12 protein-coding genes and 1 pseudogene are annotated in these 11,546 nt (G+C 73.2%); 4 read left to right on the top strand and 9 right to left on the bottom strand.

Going from position 1 to position 11,546, the window contains the following annotated elements; all coding sequences use genetic code 11:
* Positions 1-103: 103 nt before the first annotated feature.
* Entirely contained in the window at positions 104-682 is a 579-nt protein-coding gene (gene idi / locus NQV15_RS02600) for an isopentenyl-diphosphate Delta-isomerase (protein ID WP_232398046.1), read from the top strand.
* 51 nt (positions 683-733) lie between these two features.
* Positions 734-1,441 carry a CDP-alcohol phosphatidyltransferase family protein gene (locus tag NQV15_RS02605; protein WP_232398047.1) on the top strand — a complete coding sequence of 236 codons (708 nt, stop codon included), beginning with the start codon at positions 734-736 and terminating at the stop codon, positions 1,439-1,441.
* Between the two features lie 5 nt (positions 1,442-1,446).
* Here NQV15_RS02605 and NQV15_RS02610 read toward each other — a convergent pair whose 3' ends face one another.
* From NQV15_RS02610 to NQV15_RS02630, 5 genes are read right to left on the bottom strand one after another with little or no spacing between them, the layout of a single operon-like run.
* On the bottom strand, positions 1,447-2,934 hold the full coding sequence (locus tag NQV15_RS02610; protein ID WP_232398048.1) for a phytoene desaturase family protein: 1,488 nt from the start codon (positions 2,932-2,934) through the stop codon (positions 1,447-1,449).
* Positions 2,931-4,058 (bottom strand): glycosyltransferase, encoded by a 1,128-nt coding sequence (locus NQV15_RS02615; RefSeq protein ID WP_232398049.1) that lies wholly within the window; start codon positions 4,056-4,058, stop codon positions 2,931-2,933. Before NQV15_RS02615 ends, NQV15_RS02610 begins: the two co-directional genes overlap by 4 nt.
* Complete coding sequence (locus NQV15_RS02620; protein WP_232398050.1) at positions 4,055-4,855, bottom strand: carotenoid biosynthesis protein; 801 nt, start codon at positions 4,853-4,855, stop codon at positions 4,055-4,057. Before NQV15_RS02620 ends, NQV15_RS02615 begins: the two co-directional genes overlap by 4 nt.
* Entirely contained in the window at positions 4,852-5,541 is a 690-nt protein-coding gene (locus tag NQV15_RS02625; RefSeq protein ID WP_232398051.1) for a hypothetical protein, read from the bottom strand. The genes NQV15_RS02620 and NQV15_RS02625 overlap by 4 nt, the downstream gene beginning before the upstream one ends.
* Entirely contained in the window at positions 5,538-6,407 is an 870-nt protein-coding gene (locus NQV15_RS02630; protein ID WP_232398052.1) for a YhjD/YihY/BrkB family envelope integrity protein, read from the bottom strand. Before NQV15_RS02630 ends, NQV15_RS02625 begins: the two co-directional genes overlap by 4 nt.
* A gap of 111 nt (positions 6,408-6,518) precedes the next feature.
* On the opposite strand from NQV15_RS02630, the gene NQV15_RS02635 reads away from it, so the two are divergent.
* On the top strand, positions 6,519-6,857 hold the full coding sequence (locus NQV15_RS02635; protein ID WP_232398053.1) for a lycopene cyclase domain-containing protein: 339 nt from the start codon (positions 6,519-6,521) through the stop codon (positions 6,855-6,857).
* A complete protein-coding gene (locus tag NQV15_RS02640) occupies positions 6,854-7,243 on the top strand; it encodes a lycopene cyclase domain-containing protein (protein WP_232398054.1) in 390 nt (129 codons plus the stop codon). Before NQV15_RS02635 ends, NQV15_RS02640 begins: the two co-directional genes overlap by 4 nt.
* Before the next feature lie 28 nt (positions 7,244-7,271).
* Here the strand turns inward: NQV15_RS02640 and NQV15_RS02645 are convergent.
* The 4 genes and pseudogenes from NQV15_RS02645 to NQV15_RS02660 form a co-directional block, all read right to left on the bottom strand.
* Positions 7,272-7,988 (bottom strand): annotated as a pseudogene (locus NQV15_RS02645) (phytoene/squalene synthase family protein); the annotation flags it as partial.
* Between the two features lie 59 nt (positions 7,989-8,047).
* Complete coding sequence (gene crtI / locus NQV15_RS02650; RefSeq protein WP_232398055.1) at positions 8,048-9,547, bottom strand: phytoene desaturase family protein; 1,500 nt, start codon at positions 9,545-9,547, stop codon at positions 8,048-8,050.
* The gene (locus NQV15_RS02655; protein WP_232398056.1) at positions 9,547-10,641 is read right to left on the bottom strand and encodes a polyprenyl synthetase family protein; all 1,095 of its coding nucleotides are present in this window, start codon (positions 10,639-10,641) and stop codon (positions 9,547-9,549) included. Before NQV15_RS02655 ends, crtI begins: the two co-directional genes overlap by 1 nt.
* Before the next feature lie 103 nt (positions 10,642-10,744).
* The gene (locus NQV15_RS02660) at positions 10,745-11,530 is read right to left on the bottom strand and encodes an endonuclease/exonuclease/phosphatase family protein (protein WP_232398057.1); all 786 of its coding nucleotides are present in this window, start codon (positions 11,528-11,530) and stop codon (positions 10,745-10,747) included.
* Positions 11,531-11,546 lie beyond the last annotated feature (16 nt).

The raw sequence follows: 11,546 nt of genomic DNA on the forward strand, positions 1-11,546 counted from the left end.
CCGGGCACGATGAGACATGAGCAACCGAACGCCACGCTGCGGCCGCGTCACTAGGCGGCGGTTTCGGGAGGCGCCGCGCGGGCGGTCGGATTAGCGTGACCGGATGACGGAGAACGTGGTGCTGCTGGACGAGCACGGGCACGGCATCGGGACGGCGGCCAAGTCCGAGGTGCACCACGCCACGACGCCGTTGCACCTGGCGTTCTCCTGCTACGTGTTCGACGCCGACGACCGGCTGCTGCTGACCCAGCGCGCGGCCTCGAAGGCGACCTTCCCGGGGCTGTGGACCAACACGGTGTGCGGCCATCCGGCACCCGGTGAGGACATCGAGACCGCGGTCCGCCGACGGGCGATGGACGAGCTCGGCCTGGGGCTCGCGGACCTCCGGCTGGTCCTGCCCGATTTCCGGTACACCGCGACGATGCACGGCATCCAGGAGAACGAGATGTGCCCCGTGCTGGTCGCGCGGCCGGCCGGCGAGATCGCACCGAACCCCGACGAGGTCGGCGACGTGAGGTGGCAGCCGTGGGAGCAGTTCCGCAGTCAGGTGCTCGACGGGACGCTCGAGGTCTCGACGTGGTGCCGGCTGCAGGTGGCCGCGCTGTCCGGCCTCGGGCCGGACCCGGCGTCCTGGCGAACAGGCGATGCCCACCTGTTGCCGCCGGCGGCCCGCGCCGCGTGAGCCGTGGCTGGATCCGGCGGGGCCGCCTGAGCCGGTGCTAGCGTGAGCCAGATGATGCCGGGACGTCGCCGCCCCGCCCGGCGGCCGTCGGCCGACGAGGCGGTGGCCCGCGAGCAGTGGTCGACTGCCCACGGCGGGGTGGATCCCGAGGCATCGGTGTGGATCGCCGGCTGGCTGTCAATCGTGCACCGCCTGACCGGACGCCTCGCCGGGCGGCACATCCCGCCGGGCTGGATCACGGCCACCGGACTGGTCGTCTCGCTGCTGGTGCCGCTGCTGGCCTGGGCCGGCGACGGCTGGCCGCTCGCGGCGGCTGCGTGTGCCGTGGCGGCAGCAGTGCTCGACGGCGTCGACGGCGCCCTCGCCCGGTGGGAGGGCACGGAGTCGGCCTGGGGACGTGTCCTGGACGATGTCGCGGACCGGTGCTCGGACCTGCTGATGCTGGCGGCACTGGCATTGCTGGGGGCGCCCGTTGCGCTGTGCGCCGCCGCGGGGATCGTGACGCTGTTGCTGGAGTCGGCACGCGCATCCGCTCGCGCGGCCGGGCTGCCCGGGATCGGCGCCGTCACCGTGTGGGAACGCCCGTCGCGCGTCATCGTGGCCGCATTCGGCACGGGCCTGTGCGGAGTGGCCGGGCTCGTGTCCGCGACCGATGATGCCGTCCGGTGGATCGCGACGGCGGCCGCGGCGATCGCCGTGCTGCTGTCCGCGGCGGGACTGCTTCACCTGCTCGTCGCGCTGCGCCGCGCCCTGCGATGACCGGCTCAGGCCGGTCCGACCAGGCCGCTGACGATGCCCGCCGACATCATCACCAGCGGCAGCCCGCCGCCGGGGTGTGACGAGCCGCCGACCAGGAACAGTCCCGGCACGGGGGAGCGGTTGCTGGGTCGCAGGAAGGCCGAGCGGGCGCCGTTCGAGGACGATCCGTAGATCGCCCCACCGCCGCTGAGGGTGGCCCGCTCCAGGTCGGCCGGTGTGCGGATCTCCCGCCAGGCGATGTCCTGGCGCACGTCCAGCCCGCGTGCCGCCATGGTCGACAGGACGTGATCGGCGTACGTCTCGGCCAAACCCGGGGCGTCCCAGTCCATGCCGCCGGCGGGGTCGTGGGCGGGCGCGTTGACCAGGACGAACCAGCCCTGCGAGCGTCCGTCCGGGCTCATCGCCGGATCGTCGGGGGACGACACGTAGACCGTCGGCCCCGTGACGGGACGACGCTGGGCGCGCGGGCCGAGCACGGCGTCGAACTCGGCGTCGTAGTCATCGGTGAACAGCACGCGGTGCGGCCGGGGTTCGTGCGGCACGTCGGTCAGCGCCAGCATCAGGACGAATCCGGACAGCGAGCGGCGACGCACCAGACGCGCGGTGGTGCGCCGGGTCCATGCGCTCGGCGGAACCAGGTGGCCGTACAGCTGGGCGGCGTCGACCCCGGCCACGACGACATCGGCCGGGAGGTGGGTGCCATCGGCGAGGCGCACGCCGCTGGCCCGTCCACCCGCCGTCACGATCTGGGTCGCCGGCGTCGACAGCCGCAGCTCTGCCCCCCGCTCGGTGGCGCGGTCGCGCACTGCCTCGGCGACCCGGTGCAGCCCGCCGGCCACGTGCCACGAGCCATAGGCCTGCTCGGCGTACGGCACCGCGGCCAGTGCTGCGGGTGCCCGCCGCGGGTCCGACCCGGTGTAGGTGGCGTAGCGGTCGAGGAGCTGCCGCAGCCTCGGATCGTCCAGGTACGACGCGCCCAGGCGGCGCAGGCTCTGCCACGGGGCGACGTCCCGGACGTCCGACAGCCGCCGCGACATCCGCAGCATGTCCGCGATCGTGACGGGTGACTCCAGCACCGGCTCCCGGGTGATGCCCCAGATGCGGGCCGCCCGGGCCATGAAGCGTTCCCACTGGTCCCCGCGACCGGTGCCCAGGGCGGCGTCCAGCGCCGCCGGTATCGCCGCGAACTCGTCGGGCAGGTCCAGGATCGTGCCGTCGGGGAACCGGTACCGGCACGCCACGGGGAGCCGCTGCAGGTCGAGCACGGTCTCCACGGGGTCGCCGGTCGCCGCGAAGAGGTCGGCCAGGACGTGCGGCATCGTCAGCAGCGACGGGCCGGTGTCGAAGGTGAAGCCGCCGCGGCGCAGGACGCCCAGCTTGCCGCCGATGTCGTCGGACTGCTCGAGCACCGTGACGGTGTGCCCGAGCGCGGACAGCCGCGCGGCCGCGGACAGCCCGCCGAGCCCGGCGCCGATGACGATGACGCGGCTCATGCGCGCCCGGGCGCGACCGCCCGCCCCTTCCACTGCAGGGTGCCCCGGCGTCGGCGGCGGAACGAGTCGACCACCAGTGCCTCCAGGAGCAGGACCGACGCCGGGTGCGCCCAGGCGTCGGTGACCCGGCCACCGGTCCGCCGCGCCACGAGCGCCCGTGCGGCGACGCTCGCGGCGTAGCCGACCAGCCCGGCCCGCGACCCGCGCAACGCGGCGACCGGTGGGCCGACATGGACCAGCATCAGCAGGGCAAGCACCCCGGCCGCCGCGCCCGGCGACCCGAAGGCCGACCACAGCGACTTGCCGTATCCGTCGCGCAGCGCCGGCCAGCCGTCGTACATCCGGCAGGTCGCGACCGCGGTCCCGTCCGCCACGACACCGCGTCCGCCCGATCGCTTGACCGCTCGCAGCAGCGCGATGTCCTCCAGCACCTCGTCCCGGACAGCCGCGTGACCCCCGGCCAGGCGGTACGCAGCGGCGTCGACGCACAGCAGCTGCCCGTTCGCGGCGGACATCGACGGCCGGCCGGAGCGCTCGGCCGGGCGCAGCGGCAGGGTGCTCATCCACGACCACTGCAACAAGGGCTGGACGAGCCGTTCGGACCAGGTCGTCGCGAGCTGGCGCGGATAGGGGCACACCAGGTCCAGGCCGGACGAGCGCAACAGGTCGACCGTCGCGGACAGGGCTGCGGGACGGAGCGTGACGTCGGCGTCCACCAGCACGAGGACGCGGGTGTCGGGTGCCGCCGCCGCGGCGAGCTGGTGGCACGCCCACGGCTTGCCGAGCCAGCCCGGTGGCAGGGGCGCCCCGGTCAGCACCGTGAGGCGCTCGTCGGACGCGGCCAGGTCGGCGAGGATCTCGGCCGTGCCGTCGGTCGAGCCATCGTCGAGCACGAGCACGTCGACCGGTCCGGCGCAGGAGTCCGCGGCCCGGAGGACGGCCTCGACGCAGGTGCGGACCTGCGACGCCTCGTCACGCACCGGCAGCAGCACCGCGATGTGCTCGGTGGGTGCGGGGGCGTCGAGGTCGGGGGTGCGGATGACGCGCAGGTTGTGCGCGACCAGCCCCAGCGAGGCGAGCGACAGTGCCGCCCCGGCGCGCGCCAGGACGTCCGGGCCGCTCATCGCTGCCGCCGGTGACGCCACAGGTCGACAGCCAGCGGGATCGCGACGACCCCCATCACGATCGCGCCCACCAGCGCGACGGGTGGGCGGCCGAAGAAGGCCAGGTGGGCCAGCACCGAGGAGGCGTAGACCCACAGGAACACCGTGAAGGGCAGCGCATCACCCGGGCCGCGGCGCGGTGGGCCCACCAGCCGGTCGAGCAGCACGCACATGACCAGCGAGACGACCAGCCAGCCGGCGAAGTTGGTCAACGGGATGTCGTCGACGCCCGGCAGCGACGGAGTCGGATGGGCCCACCGCCAGTGCCCGGCGTCGACCATCTGCGGGTCCAGGAACACGTCCCACGACGTCAAGGCCCACGCCGCGACGACGGGGACCGCGGCCCGGTGCCGACCGATCAGCCGGCGCGCCACGAGCAGGGCCGGGTACGCCATCATCAGCCACGCCAGCGGCACGACTGCGGGCACGCCGATCACCTGCGGGCCCAGCGTGCCGGCATAGGCGTACGACCCGAACGGGACGCCTGTGTGCACGCCGACGGCCTCGGCGACCAGGCCTCCGCCGCCGGCGACGACGACCAGCGCGAGCAGAGCGACCGGGCCGCGGGTCACCGTGACGTGGACGAGCGAGGCGGTGGCCAGCAGCATGACGCTCAGGATCGTGAGCGTCGGCGTGCCCCCGTCGGTGAACGGGAAGATCATCTGCGCGACGATCCCCGTGGCCCCCGCGGCCCAAGCTGCCAGGACGCCGCCGGACCGGTGGTGCGGCACATGACGCGTGGACGCCGCGGCGCTCATGGCGACACTCCCCGGTACGTCCCGTGCAGGTCGAGCACCGCGAACCGGGCGAACAGCTCCTCGGCGTACCAGCCGACCGTGGCGGTCCGCCGCACGACGTCCAGGTGCGCGGGCCGCCGGTACGCGAAGTCGACGAGGGAGTCGGAGGAGTCCCACAGGCTGAACGTGCCCTGCAGCCCGATGGGTGCCTCCCCGATGCCCAGCGACATCCGCAGCCCCGGCGATCCCTGCAGATCGGTCGACACAGCAGGCACGGCGCGCCAGAACTGCAGGGCACGGGCGGTCCGGATGCGGGCCCGGGTGATCGCGACGACCGGGCCGTCGTGGTGCCCGGGCTGCGCGGTGCCGAACGGATCGGCCCCGGCCCACCTGCCCCGCGACGACAGGGCCGACATCGAGACGCGCAGCCGTTCGTGGGCGATCTCGTCCCAGGCGCCGACGAGTCGTCCGGACTCGAACGAGGTGGCCGAGGCAGCGTCGTCCCACACCGTCAACGCCGCCCAGTGGCCCGGATCGGCATCGCGAGGCGTGAACGTCTCGCCGGACCCGGTGCCCAGCAGCTTGGCGAACCGCAGCCCCGGGGTCCGGCGCAGGCCGAAGCGGTCGCGCGCCATCCGCCACAGAGCCGACGGGACGGACCGGGTGCCCCACACGTGCAGCACGACGACGGGCGCGGCGCTGCTCATGCCGGCTCCGCGTCGGGCCTGCGCAGCCGCTCGTCGACCTCGACCGTGACGACCCAGCCGACCAGCAGCACCAGGTGCAGCAGGAAGAGCCAGAACGCCGCCGCCACCGTGCCGCCCACGACGTCCAGGCCGCCGAACGGCACCCCCACGTCGACCGGGATGGACAGGAACAGCAAGAAGCCCTGCAGGAACCCGGCCAGGAACGAGGCCGTCGCCAGGCCACCCAGCGCGGCGGACGTCCACGGCAGGTACCCCGGCGCGACCTGGCGGTAGGTCCAGGCCAACGGCAGGGCCAGCGCGAGCCAGGTGATCGTGAACGAGATGACGATGCGGGCCAGGTGCGGCCACACCCCGTCGCGGGCCGCGAGGTCGACCAGCGTCGACGACAGGTGCACCGATGCGATCGCGAGCGGTGGTGCGATGACCAGCAGCGGCAGGATCGCCGCGCGGGCCCGCCATCCCGTGAAGCGATCGCTAGCGGGCAGCAGCGAGAGGCATCCTCGGCGGATGCCCTCGCCGTAGAACGTCGCCGGGATCAGCGCGGCCAGTGCGCCGACCCAGCCGAGGCCCACGCCTGCCTGCACGAGCTGCCGGAACGGTTCCCGCGCTCCCATGTCCGGCGGCACGAGCACCTGCAGGTCGAGCAGCCACGTCTCGCTCGCGGAGGCGCCGCCGAACCAGGTCGTCGACCAGCAGGCGAGCAGCAGCCAGGGGACGATCGCGATGCCGCCGAAGTAGGTCAGCTGGGCGGCGGCCACGTTGACGTCGCGGCGCCCGATCGCCCGCATCGCCGTCCCGAGGGCCTCGCGCGTCCTCGCGACGACGCCGGACCAGGACGCGCGCGCGTTCCGATCTCCCGTCGCCACGCGTCCATCGTGACCCAGCGTGGCGCCTCCTGCACCTCGTCGGCTCGACTCGCGGTGTCCGCCCGCCGCGGCCAGACTGGGACCCGGGCCGGTCGGGACGAGGAGTGGCGCATGAGGTCGTGGGTGTACGCCGCGATGCTCCTGTTCGTCCTGGTGGCGACCCTGCCGCTGGAGATCTTCCTGCGGACGCGGGTCTACGCACGAGCCCGCCGCCTGGGTGCCGTCCTGCTGTGCGTCGCCCCGCCGTTCATCCTGTGGGACGTGCTGGCGACCCGGGCGGGCCAGTGGTCGTTCGACCTGTCCCAGACGTGGGGAGTCGAGGTCATCGGGCTGCCGGTCGAGGAGCTGATGTTCTTCGTCGTGGTCCCGATCGCCTCGATCATGACGCTCGAGGCGGTCCGGTCGGTGCGCGGCTGGACCGTCGGTGACGAGCCGGGGGAGCGTCGATGACCCACACGGAGGTGTCGCTGCTGGCGATCGTGGCGACGGTCGTGCTGGACCTGTGGGTGCTGCGGACGCGGCTGCTGACCCGGCGCGTGTACTGGGTGTCGTACGCGATCGTGCTGTTCTTCCAGCTGCTGACCAACGAGTGGCTGACGTCGCGCGGGGTGTTCCGGTACGACCCCGACGCGATCCTGGGCTGGCGGATCGGTCACGCACCGGTCGAGGACTTCTGGTTCGGCTTCGCGCTGGTCACGTGGTCGATGTGCTGGTGGACGTGGTGGGGCCGCCGTGGCCTGCAGGCGGGGCCGTTCGCCGAGCCCGGGCCGCCGCGAGCAGCCGGGGTGCCGCGATCAGCAGACGACGAGGACGGGACACCGCCACCCGCTGGTTGAGGACGTCGTACCCGGCGCGCTCGACCTCGTCCAGGATGCCGCCGTAGAGCTCGAACGCGGTCCGTACGCAGTCGCGGCTCGTCCGGTGCAGCATCCCGATGCCGGGTGCCGCCCGGGCGTACAGCTCGCGGGCCCGGAGCACCTCGAAGCGCACCAGGTCACGGACCCGTTGGCTGACCGGTCCGGGCGCCAGATCGTCCGGGGTGACGCCGAAGCGGTCGAGATCCTCCAGCGGCAGGTAGACCCGCCCGCGCTGCAGGTCCTCGGCGACGTCGCGGATGAAGTTGGTCAGCTGGAAGGCCTCCCCGAGCAGCCGGGCGTGCTGCGGTGCGCGGTCGTCGACCGACCCGAGCACGGGCACCATCTGCAGGCCGATGACCGCGGCGGAGCCGTACATGTACTCGCGCAGGTCGTCGTAGGTCTCGTACGACGACACCGTGATGTCTTGACGCATGGACTGCAGGAACGCCTCGGCGTACGACAGCGGGATGTCGAACTGCCGCATCGTGTGGGACGCCGCGGCCGCGACGTGGTCGTCGGACCCCCCTGCGGCCATCGCTGCGAGGAAGTCGTCGCCCCAGATGACGAGCCGGTCCGGGTCGGGAGCGGTCAGCGAGTCCACGAAGTCGTCGGCGTACCGGGCGAAGCCGTAGAGGGCGTGCACGTGGGGGCGCTTGTGCGCCGGCAGCAGCAGCGTCGCCAGGTAGTACGACTTGCCGTGCTCGGCATTGAGCCGGCGGCACATCGCATACGAGCGGCGCAGCGCGGGGTCGTGGATGCCGGCGGCATCCAGCTCGCGGGCGCTCACGGCCACGTCCTGGACCGGTAGGACCGGTCGCGGCCGGTGATGCGCTCGGCGGCGAGCCGTCCGGAGACCAGCACCATGGGCACGCCGACACCCGGCGTCGTCCCGGAGCCGGCGAACACGATGTTGTCGCCCCAGATGTTGCGGGGCCGGAACGGGCCCGTCTGGCCGAAGGTGTGCGCAGCGGCGAACGGGGCGCCGCGCTCCATGCCCTGGGCCTGCCAGTCCAGGGGCGTCGTGACGTGCTCGACCTCGATCGCATCGCCGAAACCGGGGTAGCCGCGGCTCTCGAGCGTCTCGATGACGTGCTCGCGGTAGCGCGGTGCGAATGTCCGCCAGTCGATGTCGGCGTCGAGGTTCGGGGTCGGGAACAGGACGTAGTAGCTGTGCCGGCCGTCGGGGGCCAGGGACCGGTCCATGTGGGTCGGGACGGTGACCAGCAGCGAGGGATCGGACATCACCCGGCGCTCGTCGATCAGCTCGGTGAACACGTTCTTCCACGAGTGCCCGAACGAGATGTTGTGCAGGGCGCCGGGGTCGTAGGAGGCCGTCGAGCCGGCCAGCAGGAGATAGCAGGACGGGGAGTAGGTCAGCCGCTTCACCCGGCGCGGTGTGCGGCCGAGCAGATCCCGCCAGGCGACCGGCAGGTCCGGGTTGAGCACGACGGCGTCGCAGGCGATGCGCTCGCCGTCGGTCGTGTGCACCGCGACGGCACGGCGGCCGTCCAGCTCGACGCGCTCGGCGGTCGTGCCGTACCGGAACGTGACGCCGTGCTTCTCGGCCGCGCCGGCGAGGGCCTGCGGGACGGCGTGCATGCCGCCCTTGGCGAAGTAGACCCCGGCGACGGAGTCCATGTAGCTGATGACGCTGTAGATCGCGAGCGCGTCGTACGGCGACAGGCCGGCGTACATGGCCTGGAAGCTGTAGACCTTCTGCAGCCGCGGGTCCTTGAGGTACTGGGCGACCTTGGGGGCCATTGTGCGGAAGCCGCCGATCGCGGCGAGCCGGGCCAGGTTGGGCGTCGCGACCGACAACGGCGAGTCCATGTTGGTGTCGATGAAGTCGCGCATCTCGTAGCGGTACACCTTCGACACGAAGTCGGTGAACCGGGCGAAACCCTCGGCGTCGGCCGGGCCGCAGACCTCCCGGATCTCCTGCTGCATGCGCTGGGGGTCGGCATGCACGTCCAGCTGCGTCCCGTCGGCGTACGTCGCGCGGTACAGCGGGTCGACGGGGGTCAGGGTCAGCCAGTCCTCCAGGCGCTCGCCGACGCAGTCGAGCGCGTCGGCGATCAGCTCGGGCATCGTCAGGACGGTCGGGCCCGTGTCGAAGGTGTAGCCCTGTGTGCGTACGACCCCGGCACGTCCGCCGGGCTCTGGCTCGCGCTCGACGACCGTGACCTGGCGACCCGCACCCGCCAGGCGCAGCGCCGCGGACAGGCCGGCGAGGCCCGCGCCGACGACGACGACGTGATCGGTGGGACCGGTGACGGTGCGCATCAGGCGGTCCGGCCGGCGATGCTCAGCGCCAGCTCGGCGAGGCCCGTCGCGACGCTCTTGGGCACGGCTCCGGCCCCGATGGCCTCGACGCCCTGCTCGGTCAGCTGCGTGATCTGGCGTTCCACGTCGGCCAGGGCGCCGGTGTCGACCAGGACATCCTGCAGCTCGGCGACGGCACGATCGGTCAGACCCGGGTCGCCGAGGTGACGCTGGAGGAGGCGGCGCTGCACGACATCGGCCCGCTCCAGCGCTGCGAGCACCAGGAGGGTCTTCTTGCCCTCGCGCAGGTCGTCGCCGACGGGCTTGCCGGTGCGCGCGGGGTCGCCGAAGACTCCCAGCACGTCATCACGCAGCTGGAAGGCCTCACCGACGGGGACACCGAAGCGACGGTAGGCGTCCAGCACGTCCGCGGAGGCTCCTGACAAGGCTCCGCCGAGCAGCAGCGGGTGCTCGACGGTGTACTTCGCGCTCTTGTACCGCAGGACGAGACGGGACTCGTGGGGGCGGGTGCCGGGCCTGGCCTGCTCGAGCATGTCGAGGTACTGCCCGGCCATGACCTGGGAGCGCATGAGGTCGTAGACCCCGCGCACGGCGGTGCGCCTGGACGGGTCGACCACGGCGTGCGACAGCAGCTCGTCGGACCAGGTCAGGCACAGATCACCGATCAGCAGGGCTGCCCCGGTGCCGAAGTCGGCTGCGTCGCCGTCCAGGATCTCGTCGCGGTGCCGGGCCGCGAATGCCTCGTGCGCGGTGGACGAGCCCCGCCGGGTGGCGCTGTGGTCCATCACGTCGTCGTGCACCAGGGCCGCCAGGTGGAACAGCTCGAGCGCCGCCGCGCCGTCGATCGCCGCGTCCTGCCCGTCGCCGCCGCCGCCACGCCAGCCCCACAGGCAGAAGGACGCGCGGAGCCGTTTGCCGCCATGGGCCAGGTGACGCACCATCTCGGTCACGGGCGCCAGGTCGGGACTGACGTCCAGCAGCACCTGGCAGCGCTGCGCCACGAAGTCCTCGAGCCGGTCCTCGACCATCGCGAGGGAGCCGTCTGCGTCGGCGCGGGAGACCGGGCGGTATCCCTGGTCCGGCAGCGCGGTCATCGTGTCTCTGCCATCGGCACGGCGGATCCTCTGGTCTGACGAGGTGCGCCACAGGAGCGCACGGGGGGCGGAACTTGCCCTGAGAATCGACGGTAAGTCGCGCTCAGCGTTCCTGCATGTCGAAAATCAGCCCACGGTGATCGCTGCCGCCGACCGGAACGGCTCGTGCCGGGGCGACGGCACCCGTCGGCCCGTCGGCCAGGGCGTGGTCGAGCTGCACGCGGGGACGTGCGGCGGGAAACGTCGGCACCCGCCCGAGCGACGTCCACCCGGTCAGTAGGCGCGGCACCGCGCCCGGCAGGTTGAGGTCCCCCATGAGGACCAGCGGTCGCGGCAGGTCGGTCGCCCACGTGCGGAGCTGCCGCAGCTGCACGGCGGCTCGGCCCGGCGCGAAGGACAGGTGCGTCGTGACGACCGTCAACGTCCCCGACGGGAGGCTCAGCTCGGCGGCCAGGGCGACCCGCTGCTCGTCGCGGATGAACCACACCGGCGCCCCGCTGCCCGGCGGCAGAGGAATGGGGCGGCGTCCGCGAGCCGGCGCGAGCCGCAGCTCATGGGTCCGGACAACCGGGTGGCGGCTCAGCAGCGCCACGCCGTACGACGGCACCGCGGGCAGCGAGGCGTGCGCCGGGCGCGAGCCGTCGCCCGGGCCGGGGGTGCCGTGCAGCGCCGCGGCGAAGCGCATCTCCCAGGCCGGGCCGTCCCCTTGGACCGCCGCCTGCAGGGCCGCCGTCTGGTCGGCCGTCCCCGAGCGCGGCAGGAGGTGGTCGACCTCCTGCATCGCGATGACATCGGCCCCCAGCTCGGCCAGCGCCCGGCCCAGCACCGGCAGCCGGGTCACGCCGTCGGTGTCGCGACCCGAGGCGATGTTGATCGTGGCCAGTCGCATGCTGTCTCCCCGTGGG

This window comes from Aeromicrobium wangtongii (assembly GCF_024584515.1).
GTDB classification, from domain to species: Bacteria; Actinomycetota; Actinomycetes; order Propionibacteriales; family Nocardioidaceae; genus Aeromicrobium; species Aeromicrobium wangtongii.